At 66.1% G+C, this 26,953-nt stretch carries 28 protein-coding genes and 1 tRNA gene; 16 read left to right on the top strand and 13 right to left on the bottom strand.

Annotated features, from left to right (window positions below; all coding sequences use genetic code 11):
• The first annotated feature begins 58 nt into the window (after positions 1-58).
• Positions 59-2,029, top strand: coding sequence for a hypothetical protein (locus tag ACOZ4H_RS01640; RefSeq protein ID WP_424327674.1), 1,971 nt, complete (start codon positions 59-61; stop codon positions 2,027-2,029).
• A 35-nt stretch (positions 2,030-2,064) separates the two neighbouring features.
• Here the strand turns inward: ACOZ4H_RS01640 and ACOZ4H_RS01635 are convergent, their stop codons facing one another.
• Positions 2,065-2,238 carry a hypothetical protein gene (locus tag ACOZ4H_RS01635; RefSeq protein WP_424327673.1) on the bottom strand — a complete coding sequence of 58 codons (174 nt, stop codon included), beginning with the start codon at positions 2,236-2,238 and terminating at the stop codon, positions 2,065-2,067.
• A 140-nt stretch (positions 2,239-2,378) separates the two neighbouring features.
• Here ACOZ4H_RS01635 and ACOZ4H_RS01630 point away from each other — a divergent pair, with 140 nt between their 5' ends.
• The 8 genes from ACOZ4H_RS01630 (at position 2,379) to ACOZ4H_RS01595 (ending at position 9,733) form a co-directional block, all read left to right on the top strand.
• Complete coding sequence (locus ACOZ4H_RS01630; protein WP_424330324.1) at positions 2,379-4,253, top strand: SLC13 family permease; 1,875 nt, start codon at positions 2,379-2,381, stop codon at positions 4,251-4,253.
• A gap of 55 nt (positions 4,254-4,308) precedes the next feature.
• Positions 4,309-4,381 (top strand) — tRNA-Pro (locus ACOZ4H_RS01625).
• A 147-nt stretch (positions 4,382-4,528) separates the two neighbouring features.
• A complete protein-coding gene (locus tag ACOZ4H_RS01620) occupies positions 4,529-6,625 on the top strand; it encodes a minichromosome maintenance protein MCM (RefSeq protein ID WP_424327672.1) in 2,097 nt (698 codons plus the stop codon).
• A 1-nt stretch (position 6,626) separates the two neighbouring features.
• Positions 6,627-6,899: a hypothetical protein gene (locus tag ACOZ4H_RS01615; RefSeq protein ID WP_424327671.1), complete on the top strand. Its 273-nt coding sequence runs from the start codon at positions 6,627-6,629 to the stop codon at positions 6,897-6,899.
• A 158-nt stretch (positions 6,900-7,057) separates the two neighbouring features.
• Positions 7,058-7,393, top strand: coding sequence for a hypothetical protein (locus ACOZ4H_RS01610; RefSeq protein WP_424327670.1), 336 nt, complete (start codon positions 7,058-7,060; stop codon positions 7,391-7,393).
• A complete protein-coding gene (locus tag ACOZ4H_RS01605; RefSeq protein ID WP_424327669.1) occupies positions 7,390-8,199 on the top strand; it encodes a hypothetical protein in 810 nt (269 codons plus the stop codon). The genes ACOZ4H_RS01610 and ACOZ4H_RS01605 overlap by 4 nt, the downstream gene beginning before the upstream one ends.
• A 32-nt stretch (positions 8,200-8,231) precedes the next feature.
• Positions 8,232-9,026 carry a hypothetical protein gene (locus ACOZ4H_RS01600; protein ID WP_424327668.1) on the top strand — a complete coding sequence of 265 codons (795 nt, stop codon included), beginning with the start codon at positions 8,232-8,234 and terminating at the stop codon, positions 9,024-9,026.
• Positions 9,023-9,733 (top strand): MinD/ParA family ATP-binding protein, encoded by a 711-nt coding sequence (locus tag ACOZ4H_RS01595; RefSeq protein ID WP_424327667.1) that lies wholly within the window; start codon positions 9,023-9,025, stop codon positions 9,731-9,733. The genes ACOZ4H_RS01600 and ACOZ4H_RS01595 overlap by 4 nt, the downstream gene beginning before the upstream one ends.
• On the opposite strand, the gene ACOZ4H_RS01590 is transcribed toward ACOZ4H_RS01595, so the two are convergent.
• Positions 9,712-10,572, bottom strand: coding sequence for a transcription initiation factor IIB (locus ACOZ4H_RS01590; RefSeq protein ID WP_424327666.1), 861 nt, complete (start codon positions 10,570-10,572; stop codon positions 9,712-9,714). The two genes, ACOZ4H_RS01595 and ACOZ4H_RS01590, sit on opposite strands and share 22 nt — an antisense overlap.
• Before the next feature lie 170 nt (positions 10,573-10,742).
• Between ACOZ4H_RS01590 and ACOZ4H_RS01585 the strand changes: the two genes are divergently transcribed.
• The gene (locus ACOZ4H_RS01585; RefSeq protein ID WP_424327665.1) at positions 10,743-11,237 is read left to right on the top strand and encodes a hypothetical protein; all 495 of its coding nucleotides are present in this window, start codon (positions 10,743-10,745) and stop codon (positions 11,235-11,237) included.
• Positions 11,238-11,376: 139 nt separating this feature from the next.
• On the top strand, positions 11,377-12,897 hold the full coding sequence (locus ACOZ4H_RS01580; protein ID WP_424327664.1) for a hypothetical protein: 1,521 nt from the start codon (positions 11,377-11,379) through the stop codon (positions 12,895-12,897).
• A gap of 2 nt (positions 12,898-12,899) precedes the next feature.
• Here ACOZ4H_RS01580 and ACOZ4H_RS01575 read toward each other — a convergent pair whose 3' ends face one another.
• Positions 12,900-13,484, bottom strand: coding sequence for an NADPH-dependent FMN reductase (locus tag ACOZ4H_RS01575; RefSeq protein WP_424327663.1), 585 nt, complete (start codon positions 13,482-13,484; stop codon positions 12,900-12,902).
• Between the two features lie 120 nt (positions 13,485-13,604).
• On the opposite strand from ACOZ4H_RS01575, the gene ACOZ4H_RS01570 reads away from it, so the two are divergent.
• Positions 13,605-14,522, top strand: a complete 918-nt coding sequence (locus tag ACOZ4H_RS01570) for a DUF7351 domain-containing protein (RefSeq protein WP_424327662.1) — start codon at positions 13,605-13,607, stop codon at positions 14,520-14,522.
• Positions 14,523-14,621: 99 nt separating this feature from the next.
• Here ACOZ4H_RS01570 and ACOZ4H_RS01565 read toward each other — a convergent pair whose 3' ends face one another.
• The gene (locus tag ACOZ4H_RS01565) at positions 14,622-14,909 is read right to left on the bottom strand and encodes a hypothetical protein (RefSeq protein WP_424327661.1); all 288 of its coding nucleotides are present in this window, start codon (positions 14,907-14,909) and stop codon (positions 14,622-14,624) included.
• Positions 14,910-15,006: 97 nt separating this feature from the next.
• Here ACOZ4H_RS01565 and ACOZ4H_RS01560 point away from each other — a divergent pair, with 97 nt between their 5' ends.
• Positions 15,007-15,573: a Rieske (2Fe-2S) protein gene (locus tag ACOZ4H_RS01560; protein WP_424327660.1), complete on the top strand. Its 567-nt coding sequence runs from the start codon at positions 15,007-15,009 to the stop codon at positions 15,571-15,573.
• Between the two features lie 50 nt (positions 15,574-15,623).
• On the opposite strand, the gene ACOZ4H_RS01555 is transcribed toward ACOZ4H_RS01560, so the two are convergent.
• From ACOZ4H_RS01555 to lrp, 3 genes are all read right to left on the bottom strand, one after another.
• The gene (locus ACOZ4H_RS01555) at positions 15,624-17,111 is read right to left on the bottom strand and encodes an MATE family efflux transporter (protein ID WP_424327659.1); all 1,488 of its coding nucleotides are present in this window, start codon (positions 17,109-17,111) and stop codon (positions 15,624-15,626) included.
• Entirely contained in the window at positions 17,108-17,704 is a 597-nt protein-coding gene (locus tag ACOZ4H_RS01550; protein ID WP_424327658.1) for a TetR/AcrR family transcriptional regulator, read from the bottom strand. Before ACOZ4H_RS01550 ends, ACOZ4H_RS01555 begins: the two co-directional genes overlap by 4 nt.
• A 108-nt stretch (positions 17,705-17,812) precedes the next feature.
• Positions 17,813-18,271 (bottom strand): HTH-type transcriptional regulator Lrp, encoded by a 459-nt coding sequence (gene lrp, locus ACOZ4H_RS01545; protein ID WP_004960124.1) that lies wholly within the window; start codon positions 18,269-18,271, stop codon positions 17,813-17,815.
• A gap of 126 nt (positions 18,272-18,397) precedes the next feature.
• On the opposite strand from lrp, the gene glnA reads away from it, so the two are divergent.
• Entirely contained in the window at positions 18,398-19,753 is a 1,356-nt protein-coding gene (gene glnA, locus ACOZ4H_RS01540; protein WP_424327657.1) for a type I glutamate--ammonia ligase, read from the top strand.
• A 10-nt stretch (positions 19,754-19,763) separates the two neighbouring features.
• On the opposite strand, the gene ACOZ4H_RS01535 is transcribed toward glnA, so the two are convergent.
• From ACOZ4H_RS01535 to ACOZ4H_RS01525, 3 genes are all read right to left on the bottom strand, one after another.
• Positions 19,764-20,657 (bottom strand): phosphatase PAP2 family protein, encoded by an 894-nt coding sequence (locus ACOZ4H_RS01535; RefSeq protein WP_424327656.1) that lies wholly within the window; start codon positions 20,655-20,657, stop codon positions 19,764-19,766.
• The gene (locus tag ACOZ4H_RS01530; RefSeq protein WP_424327655.1) at positions 20,654-21,880 is read right to left on the bottom strand and encodes a YihY/virulence factor BrkB family protein; all 1,227 of its coding nucleotides are present in this window, start codon (positions 21,878-21,880) and stop codon (positions 20,654-20,656) included. The genes ACOZ4H_RS01535 and ACOZ4H_RS01530 overlap by 4 nt, the downstream gene beginning before the upstream one ends.
• 78 nt (positions 21,881-21,958) lie before the next feature.
• Entirely contained in the window at positions 21,959-23,395 is a 1,437-nt protein-coding gene (locus ACOZ4H_RS01525; RefSeq protein ID WP_424327654.1) for an MATE family efflux transporter, read from the bottom strand.
• 94 nt (positions 23,396-23,489) lie between these two features.
• On the opposite strand from ACOZ4H_RS01525, the gene ACOZ4H_RS01520 reads away from it, so the two are divergent.
• The gene (locus ACOZ4H_RS01520; RefSeq protein WP_424327653.1) at positions 23,490-23,906 is read left to right on the top strand and encodes a hypothetical protein; all 417 of its coding nucleotides are present in this window, start codon (positions 23,490-23,492) and stop codon (positions 23,904-23,906) included.
• A 76-nt stretch (positions 23,907-23,982) separates the two neighbouring features.
• On the top strand, positions 23,983-24,678 hold the full coding sequence (locus ACOZ4H_RS01515; RefSeq protein WP_424327652.1) for a helix-turn-helix domain-containing protein: 696 nt from the start codon (positions 23,983-23,985) through the stop codon (positions 24,676-24,678).
• A 13-nt stretch (positions 24,679-24,691) separates the two neighbouring features.
• Here the strand turns inward: ACOZ4H_RS01515 and ACOZ4H_RS01510 are convergent, their stop codons facing one another.
• From ACOZ4H_RS01510 to ACOZ4H_RS01500, 3 genes are all read right to left on the bottom strand, one after another.
• The gene (locus ACOZ4H_RS01510) at positions 24,692-25,108 is read right to left on the bottom strand and encodes an SHOCT domain-containing protein (RefSeq protein WP_424327651.1); all 417 of its coding nucleotides are present in this window, start codon (positions 25,106-25,108) and stop codon (positions 24,692-24,694) included.
• Positions 25,105-25,563 (bottom strand): hypothetical protein, encoded by a 459-nt coding sequence (locus ACOZ4H_RS01505; RefSeq protein ID WP_424327650.1) that lies wholly within the window; start codon positions 25,561-25,563, stop codon positions 25,105-25,107. Before ACOZ4H_RS01505 ends, ACOZ4H_RS01510 begins: the two co-directional genes overlap by 4 nt.
• Before the next feature lie 106 nt (positions 25,564-25,669).
• Complete coding sequence (locus tag ACOZ4H_RS01500; protein ID WP_424327649.1) at positions 25,670-26,773, bottom strand: tRNA (guanine(26)-N(2))-dimethyltransferase; 1,104 nt, start codon at positions 26,771-26,773, stop codon at positions 25,670-25,672.
• Positions 26,774-26,953: the final 180 nt, after the last annotated feature.

Below are 26,953 nucleotides of genomic sequence, written 5' to 3'. Positions count from 1 at the left end.
TGTCGGTCGAGTATCCTTTCGGCGTACATTCTTGTAGCGGCACGTTCTTCCGGTGTCCATGGGCCTGTTCGATACCATCCGTCGCGCCGTCGGCGGCGATTCGTCGACCGACGGGGACGAGACGACGGCCGGAGGCGACCGGGCGTCCGACGACGGGCCGGAACTGTTGGACACGGCGACGCTCGACCCGCCGACCTTTCGCGAGTACGCCGAGCGCGTCGTCGACGGCGCGGACCCGCTGACGTTCGACCCCGACGCGCTCGCACGTCTCGATACGGCCATCGAAGAGAGCTACGGCGGCGAGACCGTCGGCGACGCCGCGGGCGTGACGACCTACACTGAGAACACGGTCCGGTTCGGGAGCTATCTCGGCGAACTCCTCGTGCGGGCGTACGACGGCGAGTGGGTCCAGTCCGACGGCCGATGGGGCGTGACCGTCGCCGGCCCGGACGACGAGGTGGCAGTCGCGGTGTTCGACGTGGCCGCCCGCTCGTTTGGCGCCGAGCCGGTGTTCGCGGCCGTCGTGACCCGTCTGGAATCCGAACTGGCACTCGATACCCCACAGGGAACTGACGACGACGGTGTGGAAGCGGATACGGACGACACTGACGCCGACAGCGCCGTCTCCGAGCCGACGCGGATCGTTCGCCGCGTCGACGACGGCCAGGCGGACGAGCGCGACGCGCCTCCCGAACCGACGGCGACAGACGAGCGAGGTGAGGCAACTGCCGCCGATACCGCTGATTCCGATTCGCCCCAAGCCATCGAGACGGAGCCGACCCGCGTCGTCCGGCGAGTCGAATCAGAACCGAACGCCGATGGCACGTCCGACGATACAGACCCAACCCCTGTCGTCAGTCGGGTCGCTGACGGGCCAGAGAACGAGGCTCCACCGGACCACGACGAAGCCGACGGTTCTGTTGCTGACACTGTTGACGGGGTTGCAGCTCCCGACCCGACCGATTCAACGCCAGATGATGCCGGCAGCGAGCCGCCGGCCGCTGAAACCGCTGGTGAGGAATCGACCACCGATTCGAGTGGCGGGGAGTCGGTCGTCGAGACGACGGCCGATGATACCGCTGATACGGTCACGGCCGACGACGCGGCCACTTACATCGACGAAGCGGAGCCGACGCTCGACAGTGCTACGGCGGACCCCTCGGACGAAGCGCCAGCGGCCGAGACACTTTCGGGGGAATCGGCTGTCGACTCCCGCGACGAGGACCGACCTGCCGACGCGTCCGCGAGGGCGGCAATTGATACATCTACTGACGAAGCAGCGACCGACACAGCCGACGACGGAGCAGCCGGGGAACCGATGGACGATGAACCGACCCTCGATAGCCCGCCGGATGCGTCGTCAGTCGCCGCTTCAGATGCGGAAGCGGCACCCGGAACCACGGTTGACGAGTCACCTGCAGACACCGACGATGCCGCGGAGGTCGATGACGCGCCGGCAGGCGTTGCAGAATCCGACGCCGGGGAGCTGTCTGCTGACAGTTCCGACGCATCGTCTCCTGCCGAGGATGTCGAGGCGTCTGGTGCCACTGGGAATGCACCGTCACAGGGTGCGGCCGCTGGCTCGACGGATCGATCCTGGGAATCCGGAACGGTCCGCGCGGACCACGCCGACACCGCCGTCGAGTTCGCCGACTTCTGGGGCGAACACGACCTCGATTTCTCGCCGGCCTCGCTTTCGCGGCTTGACGACCTGGTTGATGCGGAGTGGGACGACGATCGCTTCGACGAGACGACGTTCGGGAGCGACGCGTCGTTCGACGACCGCGCGTTCACCAGCGTCGTGCGGGAACTCGGCGGCTACTTCGGCGAGGTGCTCGTCAGGCAACTCGACGGCCAGTGGACCGACGAGACGGACCACGAAGCGGCCGTCGTCGTCGGCGGACCGGCCGGGCAGTTCGCCGTCCCCGTCTTCGAAGTCGCGATGACGTCGCTCAGAAAACAGGCGGTGTTCGGCCGGAGCTACGACGCCCTGCTCGAAGATCTCGGACGTGACGGGCCGACGCGGTAGCGACGTGACACCGGCCAGGCGGTTTCTCGCTGTTGCTAGTCAGAGATGGGTATGACCGACGCGCTCCCACATTCGGGACACTCGTCGTGGTCCGTGTAGAGGAGCGTTTCACACTCGATACACCGGTGGGTTGCTTCGTCGTCGGTCGCGTTCCCGACCTCCTGTTTCAGTTCCTCGACTTTCCGACCGAGATCGTTGAAAAGGCTCATTGCTATTCGTTCGGCCCGGACAGGGATAAACGTCGGCCGCCGGGTCGGGCATCTGGGACGCCCCCGCTCGCAAACGACACATCCTTTTGTCACTGGGGGCGCAGGTGCCAGACGTGTCGCTGCCACCTGTCACGCCGGGGATGTTGTTCGTGTTCGCGGTCATCGTCGCCGCGCTGGTGCTGTTTGCGACGGAGGCGCTGCCCGTCGACGTGACCGCCATCGGCGTCATGGTCGCACTGATGCTGGCCGAACCGGTGACGGTGCTCGCGGCCGATACCGGGCTGCTTGCCGAGCCAGTGTACGTGTTACACCAGGCCGGCGACGGGATTTCGCCGCTAGACCGCGGGCTCTCTGGCTTCGCCTCGACGGCGACAATCACGGTGCTGGCGATGTTCATCCTCTCCGACGGCGTCCAGCGAACCGGCATCGTCCAGATTCTCGGCGCGAAAATCGCCTCACTGACCGGGGACAGCGAAACGCGACAGCTCGGTGCGACCGTCGGTCTGGTCGCGCCTATCTCCGGGTTCATCAACAACACCGCTGCCGTCGCCATTCTCCTGCCGATGGTCACCGACATCGCGCACAAGGGCAAGCTCTCGCCGTCGAAACTCCTGTTGCCGCTGTCCTACGCCTCGATGTTCGGCGGCATGCTGACGCTCATCGGCACCTCGACGAACATCCTCGCCTCGCAGCTCTCGGCCGAACTGATCGGCCGCCCGTTCAGCATGTTCGAGTTCACGCAACTCGGCATCATCGTGACCATCGTCGGGACGATATACCTGCTTACCGTCGGGCGCTATCTGGTCCCGTCGCGTATCCCGGCCGAAGAAGACCTCACCGAGGAGTTCGAGATGGGTGAGTACCTCACCGAGGTGGTCGTCCGCGAGGACTCGCCGCTCATCGGTCAGACTGTCGAGGAGGCGCTCAGGGTCTCGGAGTTCGACGTGGACATCGTCCAGTTGGTCCGGGAAAAACGCACGTTTCTCGAACCGTTCGGCCAGAAGGCGATTCGGGCCGGTGACGTCTTCGCCATTCGGACGGGCCGGGACACGCTCGTCGACCTCCTTGACGTCGAAGGGTTGGACGTGATTCCCGAAGTCCAGGTCGACGATGCGGAACTGGAGACCGCAAACGAGCGCACGAACCTCGTCGAGGTCGTCGTCGCCCCCGGCTCCTCGCTCATCGGTGAGACGCTCGTCTCCACGAGCTTCCGCCAGCGCTACGACGCGAGCGTGCTGGCGCTCCGGCACGGCCAGGCCCTGTACCGCCAGCGCATGGACCACGTGAAACTGCGCATCGGCGATACGCTTCTGGTGCAGGCCACCCCCGACAGCATCGACCGCCTCAACCGCAACAACGACTTCATCGTCGCTCAGGAGGTTCAGCGGCCGGACTTCCGGCGATCGAAGATTCCCGTCGCGGTCGGCATCGTCGCCGCCGTCGTCGGCGTCGCCGCGCTGACCCCGATTCACATCGTCGTCTCGGCACTTGGCGGCGCGCTCGCGATGGTCCTTACTCGCTGTCTCCGCCCACAGGAACTGTACGACGCCGTCCAGTGGGACGTTATCTTCCTGCTTGCGGGCGTCATCCCACTCGGCATCGCGCTCCAGGAGACCGGCGGCGCTGACCTGCTCGCGGAACTGTTCGTCGTGGGTGCCGGCAGCGTCCTCACCGCCGGGGGCGGCCTCGCGGTGGTTCTCGGGCTGATGTACCTCGTCACGGCGCTGCTGACGAACGTCATCTCGAACAACGCCTCCGTCGTCCTGATGATCCCCGTCGCCATCGAGACCGCCCGGCAACTGAACGCCAACGCCTTCGCGTTCGTCCTCGCGGTCACCTTCGCCGCCTCGACGGCGTTCATGACGCCGGTCGGCTACCAGACGAACCTCCTCGTATACGGTCCCGGCGGGTACCGATTCACTGACTATCTGAAGGTCGGTGCGCCGCTACAGGCCGTATTCGCCGTCGTGACGACGCTCGGTATCGCGTACTTCTGGGGCCTCGCTCCCGCGTGACACGGCCGCCTCGCAACGAAACCCTTTACTCACTGTCGCGTCGATAGGTCGGTACGGGATCGTGGGGTAGCTTGGTAACCTTCGGGCCTTGGGTGCCCGCGCCCCTAGTTCAAATCTGGGCGATCCCATTCGTTTTCCACCACAGTTACTCTGACCTACCCCTTCGTTTCGGGGTCGGTTCCACTCCCGTCTTCGGAGTCGACAGCATGTCGTTTCAGTTCCACCCCGGTTTGCGAACCTTCTTAGGCCAGTGGGCATAACCACTGTCCACTCAGATGGCGACCGCCGAGAACACCGAACTCATCGACCGCTTCGAGGAGTTCTACCGCAACTACTATCGCAACGAGATCGGTGAGCTCGCCCAGAAATATCCGAACGACCAGAAATCGCTGTACATCGACTGGGACGACCTCTATCGTTTCGACCCGGACCTGGCCGACGACTACCGCACCAAGCCCGAGCAGATTCAGGAGTACGCAGAGGAAGCCCTTCGGCTGTACGACCTCCCGGTGGACGTGTCGCTCGGACAGGCCCACGTCCGCGTCCGGAACCTCCCCGAGTCGGAGGACATCCGCGACCTGCGCCACGAACACCACGGCAACCTCGTCGCCGTCCGGGGCATCATCCGGAAAGCGACCGACGTGCGCCCGAAGGTCATCGAGGCGGCCTTCGAGTGCCAGCGCTGTGGGACGCTCACGCGCATCCCCCAGACCGCCGGCGACTTCCAGGAACCCCACGACTGCCAGGGCTGTGAACGCCAGGGGCCGTTCCGGCTCAACACCGACCAGTCCCAGTTCATCGACGCCCAGAAGCTCCGCGTGCAGGAATCCCCCGAGGGACTGCGCGGCGGGGAGACGCCCCAGTCCATCGATATCAACATCGAGGACGACATCACGGGCCACGTCACCGCCGGCGACCACGTCCGCGTGACCGGCATCCTCAAACTCGACCAGCGGGGCAACGACAACGAGAAGTCCCCGATGTTCGACATCTACATGGAGGGCGTCAGCGTCGAGATCGAGGACGAGCAGTTCGAGGACATGGAGATCACCGACGCCGACAAGAAGGAAATCGTCGAACTCTCCAACGAAGCCGACATCTACGACAAGATGGTCGGCGCTATTGCGCCCTCTATCTACGGCTACGAGAAGGAGAAGCTCGCGATGATGCTCCAGCTCTTCTCGGGGGTGACCAAGGAGCTTCCTGACGGATCGCGAATACGTGGTGACCTCCATATGTTGCTGATAGGGGACCCAGGTACCGGGAAATCGCAGATGTTATCATATATTGAGAATATCGCACCACGCTCTGTCTACACCTCCGGGAAGGGGTCTTCGAGCGCGGGGCTTACAGCGGCCGCCGTTCGCGACGACTTCGGCGACGGCCAGCAGTGGACGCTGGAGGCGGGTGCGCTCGTGCTCGCCGACCAAGGTATCGCTGCCATCGACGAACTGGACAAGATGAGCCCGGAGGACCGCTCCGCGATGCACGAAGCCCTGGAGCAGCAACGTATCAGCGTCTCCAAGGCGGGAATCAACGCGACGCTCAAATCCCGCTGTTCGCTGCTGGGCGCGGCCAACCCGAAGTACGGGCGCTTCGATCAGTACGAGCCTATCGGGGAGCAGATCGACCTCGAACCGGCGCTCATCTCCCGCTTTGATCTCATCTTCACCGTGACGGACAAGCCCGACGAGGAGAAAGACCGCAACCTCGCCGAGCACATCATCCAGACCAACTACGCTGGCGAACTCCACACCCACCGGACGGAGAACCCCACCTCGAACTTCAGCGAGGAGGAGGTCGGCACCGTTACCGAGGAGGTCGCGCCGACTATCGAGCCGGATCTCCTCCGGAAGTACGTCGCCTACGCGAAGCGGAACTGCTTCCCGACGATGACCGAGGAGGCAAAGACCCGCATCGAGGACTTCTACGTCGACCTGCGGCTCAAGGGCCAGGACGAGGACGCGCCGGTGCCGGTCACCGCTCGAAAGCTGGAGGCGCTGGTGCGACTGGCCGAGGCTTCCGCTCGAATCCGGCTGTCGGACACCGTCGACGAGGCCGACGCCGACCGCGCGGTCGACATCGCCCACTACTGCCTGAAGGAGATCGGTGTCGACCCCGAGACCGGCGAGTTCGACGCCGACGTGGTCGAGACCGGCCAGTCCAAGACCCAGCGCGACCGCATCCAGAACATCAAGGGAATCATCTCGGACATCGAGGACGAGTACGACGAGGGCGCACCCGCCGACGTGGTCATCGAGCGCGCCGAGGAGGTCGGTATCGACGAATCCAAGGCCGAACACGAGATCGACAAGCTGAAACAGAAAGGCGAGGTGTACGAGCCCCGGACGGACCACCTCCGGACGACCTGAGATGGACCGGATCTCCGCACTCCGAAACATCGAGGAAGCACTGGCCGAGTTCGAGGCCGGGTCGCGGTCGCTCAGTGATCTCGAACGGGATGTTCGCGGGACCCTCCGGACCTACGCGACTGAGTTCGAGGGGGAACTGCAGGCCTATCGAGCCAGCGGCGGGGCCGCCGTGGACGGGCTCGTCGTCCTCGCGGCGTCCGAGACAGCGGCCCGCGAGCGGGTTCGGGACCTCGTCTCGGACGCCGGCGAATTCACCGTTACTGCCGTCGAATAGGATTTTTCAGTTTGCGGTCGCCGTCCGTTCGATCCGTACCCAGTGCTGGATCTCGTTCGACTGACGGCGCTATTTTACGCAATCCCACCTAAATATATTCACCCCGAATACGATTCAATTCAGTAAAATTTTATAGTAATAATACCAATTTCCGGCCAGTGCTACTCGTCGTCACCTACTCCCGGGCGGCACGCAGAGATCTGCGGAACGTCTGTCGTGCCCACGAAGACTGTGTCGTTCGACAGTTCGGGAGAGCGGCGCTGTTCTCCGGAACCGAGTTCGGGGCCTTCCAGGCGCTCCGACTTCACGAGAAACACGGGCTCGATGTCCAGATCGAGCACGTCGAGCCGTTCGAGCCGTCAGACGTCCCGATCCACGTCCGCGAAGCGGCCGAACGCTACGAGGCGCGCGAGGAACCGGCGACGCCCTACAAGCGGTTCGCGTCGGGTCGCGATATTCCGGACCCGGAGCACCTCCGAGGCGTTGACCTGTGAAACTCCGCGTCGCTGGGACTACCTACACGGGTGCTGTCGTAGATCTTCGGACACGAGATGTCGACGGTAGGACCATCGCTGCGAGTATCCGCGGGCAGCAGTGTCTCCCAGCCGTTTCCTGTCCGGACCCGCCGTCTGTGTACGCCTACGCCGGACACGTCCACCCGTCGATGGGGCTACGGACGCGGACTGCACTCGCGGCCGCCGCCCGGTCACAGGGTCATGAGACGCCGCAGGACGAGGCTATCGCCGACTGCCGGGAGCAACTGACCGAGCTTGAGTGCTCGCCGCCGGACCTCCCGGACCCTGTCGAGTCGGTGCCGGACGCGACTATCGATGGCCTGCAGGAAACGATCGCCGCCTATCGCGGCCGTCTCACCGCTCGCGAGGCGGTCGGTGCGGACGACGGGACGGTACAGGCTGATCTTCGGGACGCGGCGATGGAACTGAGCGAACGGGAGACCCGACGGGCTGCCGCCATAGAGACCCGCGAACTCCGCCGGGAGCGGGCACGCGCCTACCGGGACGCGCTGGAGGAACGGCGACGGCTATCCGACGAACTGGCCAACCGCCGGCGGAGCGCTCGGGCAACGCTCGTCGACCGGTGCGCCGATGCGTTCGCTCGGGCCGTCGAAACCGTCCCGGGAACCGCTCCCGACGACCCGTTCGACGCCGATCCTGTGACGGCCGCCCTAGCCGTGCTCCGGGTCGCCCGGACGCCCGCACCGGTCGTCGTCGAAACGGATCGGTTCAGAACGCTAGCGGCTGCGTCTGACTGTCTCGACGCCCCCATCGTCCGCTGCTGAGTTTTAAATCGGAGAGCCGGACCACTGTCGCTATGGTTACTTTCGACTGCCGCGCCGAGCGACTGGACGGCGTGACACTCGTCACGGCGACCGTCGACGACATCGCCGAGCCGACTCGTATCACCGTCCGGAACCGTCTCGACGGCCCTCTCTGGCCGCCGAGGCGGCAGGGCGTTCCCGAGGCCGGCTGGACTGAGGACGGCTTCGAGGAAATTGTCGACCCGCGAACGCACGCGCTCGGTTACGCGACGCCGGCCCCACCGTCTGCTCAGCCGGCGGAGCTGGTGAGTGCCGAGCCCGCCCCTGATACCACTCCAGCGGACGAGCGACTTGACTCCGTAAACGCCGTTCTCCGAGAACTCGGTGACCCGTCGCCGCCTGCTGACGCTGTGCCTGCAGGCGAGTCAGCGCAGGCGGGTGACATCGAGGGCCGCCAGTCGGGCGCACCCGCGGTCGAACTCACGAACGGACAGGTAGACAAGAACCAGCAGATAGACCCGCAGCGAGCGACCGCTCAGCCGCCAGCCGAGCCGGAGACTGCGCCCGGCCAGCGGTCGGACCAGCAGCTCCCCGATGCTGTCTCCCAGTGGCTCGAAACCGTCGCTCGACGCGTCGACCGTGCTGAGCGGCTGGCCGGGGCGGAGTCGCTGGAAGCAGCGACTGACGCGGTTCGGGCGGCGGGCGGTCTGTCTGGCGTCCGGACAGTCGCGGCGCGCGGCGATACCGACGAGCAGATGCTCCGGGCGCTGTCCCGCCGGGCCGAACGGCTCGCCGACCGACGGGCGGCCGCCACGGTGCCGACCGAGGCGCTGTCTCGTCTCGCATGATTCTGGCAGTCACAGGCGGCAAGGGCGGCGTCGGCAAGTCGACTATCGCGTACAATCTCGCGGCGGAACTCGACGCGCTCGAACGGGCTGACAGCAGGGACTCGCGCTCGAACGCGGGCAGCGTCGTCGTCGACGGCGACCTCGGGATGGCGGACCTCCCGTCCAGTCGCGGTCCCGACCTGCACGACGTTCTCGCCGACCGCGCCGACCCGCACGAAGCTGTTCGCGAGGACGGCCCCGTAACCCTCGTTCCCTGCGGGCGGACGCTGGCCGGCGCTCGGAGCGCCGACTTGCAGGGACTCACGGACGTATTCGCCGCGCTGGAGCGGACCTACCGCTGGGTCATCGTGGACTCGCCGGCCGGTCTGCGCGCCGACGTGGGTCTCCCCCTCGCAGCCGCTGACGCCGCGATGCTCGTCACGACGCCGGAGGGCGCGGCCCTCGCTGACGCGCTCCGGGTCCAGGCCCTGGCCCGTGAACTCGACGCCGGACTCTGCCGGGTCGTCCTCAACCGTGCCGGTTCGAACCCCGCGACCGAGGCCGTCGCGGACCGGTTCGGTGCGCCGGCCGTCGCTATCCCGGAGAACGAGCCGCTGGCGACGGCACAGGCCAATGGACAGCCGCTTCGAGAAACAGCGCCGGACACGCCAGCGCGACGGTCGCTCGAATCGCTCGCCGACGCCGTCTATTCCTGTAGCTCGGTGTAGGTCCCGCGGAGCGTGACCGGCGTCACATCTGCTGTCTCTGCTGCCGCAGCCTGGGTGAGCGCTACGCCCTGTTCCTGCGCCGCGGTGTAGAGACACGCCGCGGCGACGCCGGCCGGATTACGCCCGCTGACCAGCCCGCGGTCCTGTGCCTCGTCGACGAGCCGCTCCGCACGCTGACGGACCGCTGTCGGCAGGTCCAGCGTTGTCGCGAACCGAGGGACGTACTCCCGAGGGTCAATCGGTCCGGTCGGCAGCCCGAGCTCCCTGTTCAGGGCGTCGTAGGCCGCGCGAAGCTCCGACTGGGTCGCCTTGGCGACGGTACAGAGCTCGTCGACGGTTCGGGCGATCCCTTCAGTCCGGCAGGTGGCATAGATAGCTGCGGCCGCGAATCCTTCCAGCGTTCGCCCCTGCAGCAGGTCCTCGTTCTGTGCGGATTCGAACAGCACGCAGGCCCGGTCCCGGATCGCGTCCGAGAGCGACATCGAACTGATGATACGCCGGATCTCGGTGAAGGCGTACACCTTGTTCCGCTCGCGTTTCGAGCTGATCTGTGCGCGGTTATGCTCGCGGCGGAGGCGGGCGAACTGACGGCGCTTGCGTCCTTTCAGCCGTGTCGACCGGCCGATCTTCGTCGAGAGACCACGGTCGTGACGCGACCGTGTCAATGGTGCGCCTGTGCGTGCCCGGTCAGTGTCGTCATCGTCGAACGACCGCCACTCCGGTCCCGGATCGATGGCGTCCTCGCCGACGACCAGCCCACAGTGACTACACACCGACTCGACGCCCTGCTGTTTGACCGACCCGTTACACTCCGGACATTGCGTCACCGTCGTGCTCATGTTTCCACCTACGGCTGGATGGAGGGTTAAAAAGCCGATGCAGAGGCGGGTTTTCGGCAGGGTTTCGGTGAAACTGCCTGCCGGTAACCGGTAGGTAGTTGTCGGGATCGACACCCGGGTCTATCGGGACACCGACAGTATTAAATTCCGATACAAAGAAGGATATTTTAATGGCGCTGTCGGATATCGCCGCCGGTGTCGAGGTCACGACCCACCAGCGTGACCGCGGCGTCGCTGCCGTCGACGAGACGGACGCCCCGCTCCCGGAGCGACTCGCTCCGGTTGACGACGACCTCCCGTGCTCGGCGGCGACAGCGGCGACCGTCATCGAGGCCTACGCAGCCGGCAGGAGCGTCGGCGATGCGGGCCGTGCCGCCGGCGTCGCACCCGTGACCGCCGCCAAGACGCTCCACCTGCTCGGCGAGCAGGTGTCGCCGGTCGGCCCGAAGGGCCGCGAACTGGTCGCAGACTGGCTTGCCGGCGACCTCTCCCGCAGCGACGCCATCGAACTCGCCGGCGTCACCGAGCGGGCGTTCGCCCTGGCCGTGTACGTCGAGACTCACGAGCCGCTGCCCGCCGCCCGCGACGCGGTTGAGGGGGCGCTTACAACGGAGGAGCGGGACCCGCTGGGGGAGACGATGAGCGACATCGGCGAGCTGCTGTGAGCGTGGGTGAACACTCTCTCGGCGAAGTCGGGAGTGAGCGACATCGGCGAGCTGCTGTGAGCGTCTGTGGCACTCCTGTTCTCGCTACCCGCGTACTGTCTGGGGCATGCTTAACACCCATGGCTGCAAACCCGGAGATATGTCGGCTTCGGAACTGGCAGACCAGGTGGCCGAGGCGCTTGCGACGGACAGCGAGTCGTTCAACGAACGGGCCCGCGAGGAAGCCGAAGCGCTCAAATCCGCGGTTCGGAGCGGGACCTTCGACAACACGGAGGCGATTGTCGGAATGGAACTGGAGCTGTATGCCGTTGATGAGCAGACCGACGCGCTCCAGCGGGTCCCCCGCCAGTTGCTCGAACTCATCGGGTTCGAGAAGGAACTCGGGCTGCACAACGCGGAGATGCAGACGAGCCCGCAGCCGCTGAACACTCACGGGCTGGCGGCCCAGCGCAATGAACTGAAGGCGTCGCTACGGCCGGCCCAGCAGCGGGTCCGCAACGAGGGCATCCGCCTCGTCTCCGATGGCATGTGGACCGTCCCCCCTGCGGGCGAGACGGCCCGGGAGTACCTCTGTGACTGTGTCGAGCACAGCGGCGTCCGCATCGGGACGAACATGTCCGACTCCGTTCGCTACCACACGATGGCCAACACGGACTACCCCTCGGCGTTCGAAATCGACGCGCCACACGCCTCGCTGCAGGCTGAGACGGTGATGCCGGAGTCGCTCATCACCTCGATCCAGCCCCACTACCAGATTCCCCACGCGCCGGACCTGCCGGAGTATTTCACCTACGCGCTCCGTATCGCCGCGCCGCTCCTGGCGCTTGGCGTCAACTCGCCGTTTTTCCCGCCGGATCTGTACGACGACGCGCCCGACGCGGAAATCGTCGCCGGGGCGAACATGGAGAACCGCATCGGCGTCTTCGAATCGGTGCTCAACCCGACCGACGGCGATCCGACGCCACCGAAAGTCTGCTTCCCGCCGGACTTCGACTCCGTCGAAGCGGCTATCGACGACATCGTCGAGGACGACACTATCGTTCCGGTCGACCTGCCGTCGGGGACCCGTTTCGACGACGACTTCGTTCATTTCCGGCACAAGCACGGCTCGTACTGGCGGTGGGTCAGGCCGGTGTTCGAGGGGGCGACGCGGTCGGCGGCCAACGCCCGCATCGAGTTCCGCCCGCTGGCCGCCCAGCCGACCGTCGACGACGCAATCGGGTTCGCGGCCGTTTTCGCTGGCCTGATGGAGAGCCTGCCACAACTTGAACACCCCATCCGGTCGCTGGACTGGGAGACGGCGAAGCGGAACTTCTACACCGCCGCTCGGAACGGGCTCCGGGCAAAAATCGAGTGGATAACCGCCGACGGGGCGACGACGACCAGCACTGAGGAGATATACGGCGAACTGTTCGAACACGCACGAGAAGGCCTCGAACAGCGCGGTCTCTCGGCGGAGGAAGCCCACGGTTACATCCGACCGCTACGCGAGCGCGTCGACCGCCGGCTCACGCCCGCGCGCTGGAAACACGACTACGTCCGCCGCCGCGTCGAGGAGAACGTTCCGCTGGCCGAAGCCATCTGGGGGATGCAGGCCACCTACATCCGCCACCAGGAGGAGACGCTGCTGGACGGCAGTTTCGTCGACTGGTTCGAGTGAAGTCAGTCGCCGGTCGCCAGTTCCGGCTGTTCCAGTTCTTCAGGCCGAGCCGCCACGCCTGCGTACGCGACGACGTCTGAGCCCAGTTCCTCGACGCGCTCTGCGATGTCCTCGTCGGCGATGCTACCTTCCTCGAAGGCAGCCCACGACTCGGGGATTGCGACGTCTTGCGGGAGCGGCCAGCCTTTCAACTCCAGCACGGAGGCTCGAAGGTGCTGTAGCGCCGGCGTGGGGAACCCGCCGCCGGCCACTGCGAGGATGCCGACGGTCGTCCCCTCGACATCGTCGATGCTGCAGTAGTCAAGCGCCGTCTTCAGCGGTGAGGCGATGGTGCCGTGATACATGGGGGTTCCGAGGACCATCGCGTCGGCTTCGCGGACACGAGCGGCGAGTTCCGGGCCGTCACCGGATTCAGCCTCACCCGCGTCGGGGTCAAACAACGGGAGATCCCACTCCCGGAGGTCGATGTGCTCAGTCGTTGCGCCAGCCACCGCCCCCGCATCGAGGGCGCGCTGGACGGCGATTCTCGTGCCGCTGTCGTCGCGGAGACTTCCACTGATACCGATAACGTGTGGCGTGTCGTGCATCGTGTACCTGTTCGTAGCCGCCGTTGATTAGTAAGCATTCTGAGAAATCGGTTTCAGTACGTGATCTGATATGTTCTCGCGTGGCCAGACGTTTTGTATCGACCTGTCGAACGAGTGGTTATGTCCGGCGAAACCGACGGTGACGCGGACACACAGCGGACGCCCGCCGACGCGTTCGCGCTGTTCAGTCACGACCTCCGCGTCGAGATTCTGGACGCTCTCTGGGCCGCAGACAGGCATGCACTGCCGTATGCAAAACTCAAGCGACGGGTCGGCGAGCGCGACAGCGGGAAGTTCAACTATCACCTCTCGCAGCTGGTCGGGCAGTTCGTCGGGAAAGACGGCGACGCGTACGAACTGCTGTATCCGGGCCATCGCGTCATCGACGCGATCCACAGCGGCGTGCTCCACCAGTCCGGCGGCGTGGATCCGGTCGCACTCGACGCTGACTGTCGACACTGCGGGACCGAGCTGACGTTCACGCTGGACGAGTACATCGGCCACGTCGGCTGTCTGGCCTGTGACGACACCGTCATCGCGTTCCCGTTCGACCCCGGCGGCGTCAGCGGCCGCACCGACGAAGCGGTCGCGGTGGCGTTCGACCGGCGAACCCGGCTATTCTGGCGGTTCGCCGTCGCCGGCGTCTGTCCGGTCTGTGCGGGCGTCATCAGCGCGGGGCTGACGACGGAGACCGGGCCGGAACTGGACTCCCATTACGCGACCGACCACCCGGTGATGCTCGACATCGACTGCCAGCAGTGTAGCTTCTACAACTACCCGCCGGCCGCGGTCGTTGCGCTCTACCACCCCGCAGTAGCCGGTTGGCTGTACGACCACGGCGTCGACCCTCGAGCGACCCGCGCCTGGGAGCTCGATTTCGTCGTCGACCCGACACTGACGACGGTGCGAAGCCGGGACCCGTGGGAGATCGCAGTGACGGTGACAACAGCTTCCGAGCGCCTCCGGGCGACCATCGACGGGACCCTGTCGGTCACGGCGCTGGAGCGACTGCCGGCCGATGCCGAGGGATCCCTCTGATTGTGAAATCGATTTCACCCCGGACAGGGCGGCGGCCGTTACCGGAGTTACCGCTGGACGCCGGCCAGCGGATGCGTACAATTGGACTCTACGAGCCTGTTACTCTTCGCTCTCGTCGCTGCCTTCGGCGTCCGCGTCGCCCGTGTCTTCTTCGGCTTCCGCTTCACCCGTGTCCTTCTCGTCTTCCGCTTCCTCCATGCTTTCTTCGGCAGCCTCGTCTTCGTCGTCGTGCTCGGCGAACTCGACTTCGGCTTCCAGTTCGATTTCGACGCCCTTGCCTTCCAGTTCCGCCTCGAACTCCGCCATGTCTTCGACTTCCGCTTCCAGTTCCGCTGTGTCTACCGCTACCTCGACCTCCACTTCGACGGAAACGTCGTCTCGGTCCATACTGACGTTCCGCAGGGCTGACATAACTCCGTTTTGCAACCGGCATGCCGCGGACGACTTCGACATCGCTATGTGTGTCAGTCGAAGACACTACGCTATGAGCGACCCCGTGGACGTGACCGTTGACACCGACGACGAGTCGGAATCGGTCCGCATCCACGACGACGACGGCGAGGTCGAAGCCGGCGACACGACCGTCCGGTTCAGCTTTTCCGGGGCGAGTAACGACCAGGCGGCTGACGGTGACGACGAAACGCCGACCGGCGGTAACGACGAACACCCGCCCGACGGCAACGACGATGGTGACGACCCGCGCCGCATCGTCGAACTCGACTCGGTGCCCTCCGACAGCACGCTCGTGTTCGAAGCGCGCGACGGCCGGCGCGGCGTCAACTGCATCCTGCACCGCTCGGGCGACGCCGTCGCCGCCTGGCGCAACTCCTGTCCCCACCAGCCCGAAGTCCCGCTGGATCCCGGCCGGGGCGCGATTGTTCGAGGAGACCGACTGGTGTGTCACAAGCACGGCGCGCAGTTCGAACGCGACGACGGCGTCTGTACGCACGGCCCCTGCGCCGGCGACGCCCTCGACAGCATCGAGGTCACGATTCGGGACGGCGACGTGTACCTCACCGACGAGCGTTTCGAGCGGGCCGAACGGCGCTGACGCGCGCTGGCAGAACGTTTTTCGCGGGTGTCTCCCGGCAACCAGCGCCGTCAGTCGTCCGCGACGGCCGGTTCGCTGCCGGTTCGGGGGTCGGCCTCGCGCCACGTTCCCCGGAGGAACCAGGCCGCTGCGAGGCCGGCCGCGAGGACGTTCGAGACGGCGAAGGCCAGCCAGATGCCCTGTTCGGCCAGCGAGTACGCGAAGAGGTCGACGATCCGCGGTCCGAGCCACGCCGGGACCTCGACCGGGCGGGAGGCGACCCAGGCGACCGGCAGGCGGATGATTCCCAGCATGGTAACCGCCAGCGCCGCTGCGGTGAGCGTCTTGCCAGCGCCCCGGAACCCGCCGGAGTAGGCCCGGACGATGCCGATGAACCCGAAGGTCGGGGCGACCCACTGGAGGAACTCGGCCCCGATGCGGACGACCTCGGGGTCGTCGCTGAACACGCTGACGACGGTCGGCGCGGCGAAGATGGTGACCGCACCCAGCACGGTGAGGATGGCGAAGGAGACCTTCGCGGCGAAGTGGTTGGCCGTCGCCGCGCGGTCCGGCCGCTCGGCTCCGAGGTTCTGGCCGGTCATCGTCTCGACACCCCGATCCATCGCGATGGCCGGCATGAACACCAGCGAGAACACGCGGATGCCGACACCGAATGCGGCGACCACGGTGACGGAGAACGTCCCGACGATGAACAGCATGGCGTTGACCGACAGCGCCCGCCCGGTCCCCTCGACGGAGGCCGGAACACCCAATCTGAGCAGTTTCCGGAGGTATTCCAGGTCGGGCGCCATGTCGCCGAGGTGAATCCGCACGCCGCGCCTGCCCGACAGCAGGATGCCGATACCGACGACTAACGCCACGCCGCGGGAGAAGATGGTCGCGACGGCCGCGCCGACGACGCCCATCTCAGGGAACACCCACCAGCCGAAGATGAGGAACGGGTCGATGACGATGTTCAGCACGACGGTCCCGAACATCACCAGCATCGGCGTGATTGTGTCACCGGCCCCGCGCATCAGCGAGATGAACACGAAGAAGCCGAACATCGCCGTCAGCCCGAGCGAGACGACCTGCAGGTAGCCCGTCGCGCCCGGCAGTACCTCGCTGGACGCACCCAGCAGTGACAGGAAGTCCTCGACGAAGAAGTAGCCGGTCGCGCCGAGCAGCACGGAGGCCAGCAGCGCGAACGTCACGGTCTGGGAGGCGGCGTACTCGGCCTCGCGGTGCTCCTCGGCCCCGGTGTGCTGGGCGACCAGTACGCTCCCGGCCACCGACAGCCCCATCCCGAGCGAGATGAGCAGGAAGATCATCGGGAAGGCAAAGGAAATCGCCGCAAGCGCCGTCGTGGAGTACTGCCCCAGCCAGAACGTATCGGCCAGGTTGTACGCCACCTGTAGCAGGTTCGTGATGACGATGGGGAAAGAGAGAAAGAGCAGCGGCTTGCCGATGTCGCCGCTGGTCAGGTCCAGCTCCTCCTGGCCTTTGAACAGACCACCGAGTCGCGCACCCAGACGGCCCAGTTTCCGCCGGACGCTCACGCTGTGACCTCCTGCTGTCCGTCCAGAAGATGCGTTTCGACATACTCGGTGAGCATCCGCCGGGTACACTCGACTGGGCGGCCAGTCGTGACGCGCTCGGTCGCAGCCCCGGTCAGCACGGTGACGATGAACCGGGCGGTTTCCTCGGCGTCGAGGTCGGATTTGAACGTCCCGTCGGCGATGCCGTCTTCGAGGATCGCTTCGAGTTCGTCGACGAGGTAGTCGTCGAACTTCGTGAGTCGCTCGCGAAAGCCCGGTTCGTAGGGCGCGTGGGCGCGGATCTCGAGAATCGCCGTCCCGAACTCCTCGCTCCCGTCGTCTGGCTTGTCAAGTACCGAATCGACGAGCGCCAGCAGGCGCTCGTGTGGGGTCTCGCCGTCCGGGTCTTCGGTCCGGTCGACGAACCCGTCGTAGAGGTATTCGAGGAACGCACAGAGGAGGTCGTGCTTGCTGTCGTAGTGGTAGTGGAGGGAGGCTTTGCTCTTGTCCGACTCGTCGGCGATGTCCTGCATCGTCAGATCCGCATAGCCGTGCGTACACAGCGCACGGTAGGTCGCATCCATGATATCGTCGGCCGTGTCGCCGTCGTTCATTACGTGTAACTAACTGACTGGTCAGTCAAGTATTCGTCGGTACCGCCCGAAAGTGGGCCGGGACCTGTCGCTCCGAGAGCGTTCGGAACGGCTGCAGAAGGGCGGTCGCTACTCCTTCAGGTCGAGGTCGAACTGCTCGTGTTCGCTCGCGGCGTTGAGCACGACGGAGGTGTTCGACTCCCTGATGTCGGGATCGGTGAGAAGTTCTTTGATCTGGGCGTTCATGCCGTCGGTGTCGGTGAACTTCCCGACCGCGATGATGTCGTAGTCGCCGGTGACCTCGTACACCGAGATCATCTGCTTGTGCTCTTTGAGGTCCTCGGTGACTGCCGGGAGCGACGACCCCTCCACCTTGAGCTGGATGATGGCCGTCACGTCGTAGCCGAGCTTGTCGTAGTCGACTTTGGGCGTGTACCCGTTGATGATCCCCTCATCCTCAAGATCGGAGAGGTGGTTTGAGACGGTCGTTACCGACACGTCGAGGTCTTCTCCCAGGCTTCGGAGGCTGGCGCGGCCATCCCCGAGAAGGGCATTCACTAGCTCACGGTCGAGATTTTCGTACGTCATTACATTGGGGGACGTCCCCCAGGGATTAGAATTTTACGAATGTCCAAATGTAAGCGAAAGCGTCGAAACCTTTGCGCAAATCAGCAGGGTTTTAGTAGTAGCACCGTTCCTATCTGGTGTCCAAAGATGACAAGCGAACTTTCAGAGGAGGCACAGGAGGTACTCGACGAAATCGAAGAGAAGAACGTCGACTTCCTCCGGCTCCAGTTTACCGACATCCTCGGCACAATCAAGAACGTCTCGATCACAGCCGACCAGGCGGAGAAAGCGTTCACAGAGGGGATCTACTTCGACGGTTCCTCGATCAACGGCTTCGTCCGGATTCAGGAGTCCGACATGCGTCTGGACCCGGACCCCTCGACGTTCTCCGTGCTTCCGTGGAGAGAGAACGTCGAAGGCGGTTCCAGCGCCCGCCTCATCTGTGACGTCATCGACACCTCGACCGGCGAGCCGTTCGCCGGCGACCCACGCGGCGTTCTGAAGCGTGCGATCAAGCGCGCAAACGATATGGGCTATACGGTCAACGCCGCACCCGAGCCCGAGTTCTTCCTGTTCGAGGAAGACGAAGAGGGACGTGCGACGACCAAGACCAACGACGCCGGCGGCTACTTCGACCTCGCGCCGAAGGACCTCGCCTCCGACGTGCGCCGTGACATCATCTACGGCCTCGAAGACATGGGCTTCGACATCGAAGCCTCCCACCACGAGGTCGCCCAGGGCCAGCACGAGATCAACTTCACCTACGACGACGCGCTCTCGACGGCTGACAACGTCGCCACCTTCCGCTCCGTCGTCCGCGCCATCGCGGCCGAACACGACCTGCACGCGACGTTCATGCCGAAGCCGATCCCGAAGATCAACGGCTCCGGGATGCACACGCACCTCTCGCTGTTCACCGAGGACGGCGAGAACGCGTTCCACGACGAGGACGACGAGTTCAACCTCTCGGAGACGGCAAAGAGCTTCACCGCCGGTATCCTCGAACACGCGCCGGCCATCGCGGCCGTGGCGAACCCGACCGTGAACTCCTACAAGCGCCTGGTCCCTGGCTACGAGGCCCCCGTCTACGTCGCCTGGTCCGACCGCAACCGCTCGGCGCTCATCCGCAAGCCGGCCGCCCGTACGCCGGCCGCAAGCCGGATCGAGGCCCGCTTCCCCGACCCGTCGTGTAACCCGTACCTCGCCTTCGCCGCGCTCATCCACGCCGGTCTCGACGGTGTCGAGCGCGACCTCGAATGCGACGACCCGGTCCGCGAGAACATCTACGAGTTCGACGAGGCCAAACGCGAGGAGTACGGCATCACGACGCTGCCGGAGAACCTCGGCGAAGCCGTCGACGAACTCGAACAGGACGAGGTCATCATCGACGCCCTCGGCGAGCACGTCTTCGAGAACTTCGTCGAGGCCAAGCGCCAGGAACACAAGGAGTACCTGGTCGACGTCTCCGACTGGGAACTCGACCGCTACCTCGAGAAGTTCTAACGGCTGCCACTCACACTTTTTTCGCGAGGCGCTCGCCGGCCAGCGGCAGCGTTAGCAAGGCCCCGGTCCCGAGTCCCGCAAGTAGCGTGACGACGACCGGCGTCGGGTCCAGCCCGAACGTTACCCCGAGAAAGAAGCTGACCGATGCGACACCCAGCAGCGCCGTGATAACGACACCCTGTCGGGTCGGCTCCGGAATCCCCTCGCCCAGCAGCGACCAGATGACCGCGCCCGCGACAGCGACACCCAGCGCGCCGGCCGAATCGCGCGAGACGCCAGTGACGAGCAGTCCAACCACGGCGACGACGGCGGCGAGTCCGAACACCCGCTCGGGCGTTTTGAGCACGCCGAGACCGATGCCGAGTGCTGTACCGGCGATGGCAAAGCCCGCGAGGATGTCGGCGAGATAGTGGACGCCGAGTACCAGCCGAGAGAGCCCGATGAGGGCAACGATTGTCGCGGCGACGGCGGTCCGCTGTCGACGCGTGCCGACCCGGAGCGCCCACGCGATGCCGCCCCAGACGAGCAGGGAGAGGGTAGCGTGGCCGCTGGGGAAGCCGAACCCTTCGCCAGTCGCCATCGACTCGTAGACGCCCCGCAGCGCCGCCGGAAGCAGTTCGGCGTGGGTGGCCGTGCCCGCCCCGGGCGGCCGCGGCAGCGCGAACACGCCCTTCAGTGAGACGACGAGTGCGACGGCGACGGCGAGCAGCGCGACTACCATCGCCGTCCGGTCGCGAGTGAGGCCGCGACCGAGTTTCGGCGTCCACGGACCGAGCCAGTACAGCAGGCCACAGGCCAGGAAGGTAAACCAGAAATCACCTAGCTGGGTGATCAGCGCGAACAGTACAACGACTGCGCCGGGCAGCGCCGACAGCACCTCGGTGACGCCGACAGCCCGTATCACTGTCGCCAGTCGCGCACGCGGTCGATGAGCCGTCCGGGAAGGCCGGTGGCAGTAAGTGTCACACCGACCGCAATCATCACGGCGTAGAGGCCGAGCGTCGACAGCCAGATGACCAGCATCGCCAGGACGGCGTAGAGGCCCTTCAGGTAGTAGAACGCGCCGAGGGTCATTATCGTGCCGTACAGCAAGACGATGTAGGGGCCCCACTGCCGGGCGTGACCGCGGCGCATCCGGCGGCGGACGTACTGTTTGAGGTCCGATTTCACCTCGTCACGGTGCAGCGTCCGGCCCTCGATCTCCTCGCGGAACGATTCGAACTCCTCGCGGAGTTCCCTGAGTTCCTCGTCTGTCAACGCGTCGGCGTCTCGTCCGGGTCCGGCTGGCGGGGGCGTGTCAGTCTCGTCAGCGTCCTCACTCATCGCTTTGCCGGACCGTCGGCGCGATACCTGTTGTAGTTGCCGGTCCGCGAGCGCCGCGTTGACCGCTGCGCCCACGAGTAGCACCTGTCCGGCGAAGTAGAACCACGTCACGAGCAGCAGGACCCCGCCGATGACGCCGTACACCTGGTAGGTGTCAGCCTGTGCCGCGTAGACGTTGAATCCCGTCCCCAGCAGCGTCCACCCGACCCCGGCGAACACCGCGCCGGGGACGGCCGCCCGTATCGTCATCTCCTGATCGGGGAACAGGTAGTACAGCGGGAGGAAGGCGACTGCCAGCACGGGAACGAGCGCGAGCCCGCCGAGCGCGACCTGAACGCCGAGCACCGTTCCGAACGCGCCGATGACGCCGAGCCCGACCAGTGCAACGCTGATGCCGCCCAGCGCGGCCAGCCCGTCGACGAGTTCTCCGACAATCGAATCGGGGCCATCGGTTCCGTAGACGCGGCTGAAGGCCGTATCCAGCCCGCGGAACACCTTGAGCGCGCTCCACAGTGTGACGCCGACACCGAGCACGGTCGCACCCCCGCGGCCGGCCCCGCTGGTCAGCGCGTCTTCGAGCAGTGTCGACGCCGCCGGCGAGAGCACGTCCCCCGCCGCCGTCACGATTCGCTCGGCAAAGGCCTCCCCGCCCGCCAGCGTCCCGACGACCAGCGTCAGCAACAACAGCGGCAGGAGCGAGACGAACATGTAGTAGGCGATGCCGGCCGCGAGAAAGGAGACCTCCTCCTCTTGGACAGTGCGGACGACATCCCGTGCGACGGAGACAGCGCGTGTGTGATCCACGCGAGCATGTCAGGGTGGAGCCCCAAATATATTGTCGACTGGCTGACGACAGACGACCCATCAGGTCACCGACACGCGTCAATCGTCGAGCGCCGCGTCGGGCCGGTAGGACCGGCTCACGACCCGCCACGTCCCCGACCGGAAGCGATAGTAGGTCACTGCCGCGGGAACGGCCGTCTCGACCACGAGCGAGGCGTACAGCGCGAGCTCGCCGAGCGGCGTGACGTAGCCGATATATGCCAGCGGGAGGGCGAACAGGTACATCCCCGCCAGTTGAGAGTAAAACGGCCAGCGCGTGTCGCCGCTGGCCCGGAGCGGTCCGGTCGAGCCGCCGTCGACGCCCCGGAATGCGACGCTGGCACACGCGACGGCGACGAACGTCGTCACCAGCGGGAGCACTGTTGGGTCCGAGACGAACAGGCGGGCGATGCCCCGCGAGAACGGGAGCAGCGTCGCCGCGACGACGATGTACACGCCGATACTCAGCCGGAGAACCGTCTGCGCCCAGACGGTCGCCTCGGCCTCGTCATCGTCGCCCAGTGCCTGCCCGACGAGGCTGCTCGACGCGAGGCTCAGCCCCCAGTTCGGCGTGTCAAGCAGTGCCCGGACGCGGAGCGCCACGACGTAGGCCGATACGACGCCGGGCCCGAACAGACCGACGATGAACAGCCGGGGGAACTGCGCCCCGGTCCGCGCGAGATTAGCTCCCACCAGCGGCGTCCCGGTTTCCGCGAGGTCCCGCCCCAGCCCTCGGTCGAGGAACGGCCGCGACACCGGAATCTGGACCGGGAACGCGCCGATTATCGGCAGGACACCGCGAGCCAGCCCGACGGCGAACCCGGCCGTGACCAGCACGTTCGCGACGACCGTGCCCAGCGCCGCACCGACGACGCCGAGGCCGAATCCGAAAATGAAGACAGCGTTCAACGCGATGTTGACGACCGCGCCGCCGGCCCGCAACAGCATCGGCGTCCAGGCGTCGTCGGCCCCCACGAGCGTCCGGCTCCCGATGAGGTTCAGTGCGGCGAAGGGGACACCGAGGGCGACGACCCGCAGGTACTCGACCCCGTACCCGACGGCCTCGGACCCCGTCCCGACGAGGTCGACGAGCAGACCGGGGATGACCCAGTACGCCGCCATCAGCGGAAGTGTCAGCCCCAGAACGACGGCGGCGCTGGTCGTGACGGTGACCGCCAGTTCCTCGTCGGCGTCGGCCCCGTAGCGCTGGGACACCATCCCGATTGTCCCCCCGGCGACCCCGCCACCCAGTGCGAATACAAGCTCCCAGAACGGCGCGGCGAAGCCGACGCCGGCGATGGCTGTCGGCCCGAGCGCCAGCCCGACCATCGCCACGTCGACCGTCGACTTCGACATCCGGGCCAGTCCGGTGACGATCCGGGGCCAGGACAGGTCCGTCGCTCGGCGGACCCGCTCGCGCTCGACGAGGCCGAACCGCGCGAGCAGGCTACCGACGAGCAGCAGGACGCCGCGGACCGGATTGTACGTGGCGGGCACGTGTTCGCCACCGCTTTGCGGTCGAACCCGAAAGGTGTTAAGAAAGGGGAGATGCCCTCACAGGGTTTATACAGCACCGCCGCAACGACCGGATATGGATACGGAAGCGGCCATTCGGCACGGGACGATGCAGGTGACGGTCCTGTTGCTCGTCGCGGCCGCGCTGGCTATCGGCTTCGGCGTCGCCGGCGTCGGCGCGTCCCTGCCGATTGTCGTGGGCCTGCTGGTACTGACGGCTGTTCTGTACGCCGCCCGTCCGGACGAGGGGCGATTCGGTTCCGTCGCCGGTGTCGACGTGGACGGCATCGTCCAGTCGCTGTGGCTCGCGCCGCTCATCACGGCCCTGCCGCTGCTCGTCCGCCTGTCGGCCACGCCCGGCGAGATGCAGGCCATCGGCGGTCTGCTCGGTCTCGCGGGGATGGCGAACTACTTCCTGCGCCCGGTGTATCTGCTGGGCTACGACCTCGTCTCCGCGGTTCGAGAGAGTGCCGGGCGAGTAAACAGCCGGTGAGATGATGGCCGACTGCCGGATTTCGCCCCGGGATTTACACGGTCCGGCTGTGTGGTAGGACTGGTGACACTATGCTGTGGCCACAGCACCTATTCTGCCGGAGGCGGTCGACGTGATCGCTGCCCGCCTCCGGATTCGACTCCCCGACGATATCTGGATCGCTGACGTCTCACGGGCGAACCCGCAGGCCTCCTTCAGGCTGCTCTCCGGCACCCGCGCAGCGACGACGGCAATCGAGCTCGGCGAGGTGACGACTGACGACCCCGCGACCGCCGGCGACGCTATCGCGACGCATCCGTCGGTCACCGCATACGAGGAACTGGAACGCACTGCCGACCGGGTGCTCGCGAAGTACGAGACGACGGACACGGAACTGTACGAGTTTGTCGCCGAGTCCGGACTTCCAATCGAGTACCCGGTCACCGCCGAGAACGGCTGGTACGAGTTCGACCTCACCGGGTCACGCGCGGAGTTCGACCGCTTCCGGGCGGCGATTGAGGACGCTGGCAGGCAGTACGAACTGCTGTCGCTCGTTCACAGTACAGAGCCGTCCGGAATCCTGACCGAGCGCCAGCGGGACGTGCTCATGGCTGCGCTCCGGGCGGGCTACTTCGAGTTGCCGCGCGACTGCACTCTCGCCGACGTGGCGGCGACGCTCGATATCGATAAGTCGACCGCGAGCCGTGTACTCAGGCGCGGACAGACGCGAATCGTCAAGTGGTTTCTCACCACGGCGGGCACGCAGTCATCGCAGTCGCCGGAGCGCCGGTGACCGTGAGCGACGACTACTGATCGCTCACTCCAGTCGGCGCTTCACCGCGTTTCTCGTCGGCCCGGTGCTCTGTCCGATCTGCGTGTCGCGCCGACACGGCCGCCGTTTCGAGAAGCTGTTCGAGCCGCCGCTCGAACTCGACTTCTGAGAGCTCGCCCCGTGCGTACCGCTGGCGAAGCGTGGCCAGCGCGGCTTCGGCCTCGCTGTCTCGGTCGGCGGTCGACTGGCGGTCGTCACTCCAGTCGTATTCGACCAGGCCCACTGCCGCCGGGAGCACCACGCCGAAGCCGACGACGAACGCCAGCCAGAACGACTCCACGCCCAGTGCGAGCAGTCCGAACGCGGTGATCAGCGTGGTCGCTGTCACGACTGCTGAGACGACCGCGCTCATCGGGTCGGGACGCGCCGAGTGGGACAGGGTCCGGCTCATCGTCCACCTCGAACGGCGAGGAGTGCGGTGTACGCTGCCCCGATGGTCACAGCGGCGATGAGCGCGAGCAGGACGCCGAAGGCCCCGTAGCCGAGCACCGGATCGCTGTACGGTGCGATGATGTCCGACGGTGGTTCGATGGCCCAGGGCCCGAGGTGGACGGACGCGATCACCACGCTGTTTGCCGTCAGAAACCCGAGCCAGTACCGCAGTCCGGCACGCCCGGTCACCGTGAGGACGAGGCCGACCGCCAGGAGTGGGTAAACGGCGAGACTGAGCGTGAACGCGTTTACTTCGGGGGTCAGCGGCCAACCCACGTGGTTCCCCCGGACGATGTGGTCGACGTGATGCGCGGCCCCGAACAGCGCCGGCACGAACAACACGAGAATCATCTCTCTCGGGACGGAAGCCGTACTTGCGACGCTCCTGTTCGAACGGTGTTCGTTCCGTTCCATGTGTAAACAGAACGATCACAGCGAGGTGACGCTTACCGCAACATGTTGCATCCGCCAGGTATCGGGACGCCGCTGTTCGCGAGCGGTTGCCGAGCACCCGGCCTGCTCAGTCCGCCGTCGACTCGCGGATCTCCACCACGTCGGCGTCCGTCTTGAACGTCGTTCCGCCGTAGTGCGTTCGGGAGGCCTCGTAACCAGCGTCGCGGAGCTTCCCGATGAACTCGTCCATGGCTTCCGCGCCGCGTCCCCAGCGCTTGCAGAGGCGGTGCTGGTCGTAGTGGGTCGGCGTGTCGATTTCCTCCCTGAGCGTCGCCAGCAGTTCTGTCGCTTCCTCGGCGGTACCCATCTCTTCGGTCACGTGCTCAGCGACGGCGTCGGCGAACGCGGGGTCGCAGGTCCGGCCCAACCAGATGGGACCGGCCGTCTGGAGGTGCTTCTCACAGACTGGACACTCCTCGGGCGGATCGGCGATGAGGCCGTAGTCGTGGTCGCGCCAGAGGCAGTGCTGGCAGTGGTGGACGTAGCCCAGTTCGTCGATGCAGTCGTTGGCGACTTTCGCGCCGTGGTCGAACTCCAGGTAGGTCCGGGCGTAGTGCTTGGTCGCGTGGCTGAGGATCGGCCGGGCGGCGATGTCGTAGCGGGCGGCCGTTCGGACCATCGCCGACAGGAGGACGCGCATCCCCATCTCGGCGTGGAACTCGGTGTTGCGCGGGACCGCGCCGTAGGACCTGACGCCGCTCTCGAAGTGCGCCCCACACAGCGGCGCGGTGTCGGTGGCCGTCACACAGAGGAGGTGTTTGGTTCCCTGAACGGCCGCATCGGCGAACGGAATCGGCGTGCCGAAGGGGTCCACGTCGACCACGTCGAACGCCTCGGAGTGCATGAGGACGTTCGCGTCCGATCGCCGGACAGAGGCCGCGAGATTGTTCCGTTCGAGGTTCTGCTCACACAGTTCCGTCGCGTCGTCGTCGATGTCACACAGCGTCGTCTCCCAGTCGTTGGCCGCCGCGCGGACGCCCCGGATACCGCTTGCGGCGGTGGCGTCCAGGTACGTCGACACGCGGGGGGTTCGCTCTCGGTAGGCCCGCAGCGCCGCCACAGTGATGTCGCGGTTCAGCTCCTGGACGGGGTTGAAGAACACGTCCGCGCCCTTCCCCGCCTCCGGCTGTTCCGGCACCGTGACCGTCACTCGGCCCTCACTGACGCGCATACTCCCCGGTCCGTGTCTGCGCCGTTAAGTCGTTCGAACCTGCTTGTTGTATCTGTGGCTGACTTGTCTCACACGAACGGCCAGAAAGCCCCCTCGCGGACGACTCGTCTGACTCCGTGCGCTCCTCGTCACTCCCGTCGGTCGTTCCTGCGGTGCTACAGTCGCCAGACTCGCCCTCCG

Source organism: Haloarcula amylolytica, from assembly GCF_049705545.1.
Classification (GTDB): Archaea; Halobacteriota; Halobacteria; order Halobacteriales; family Haloarculaceae; genus Haloarcula; species Haloarcula amylolytica_B.
This window is presented reverse-complemented; position numbering and strand designations above follow the sequence as displayed.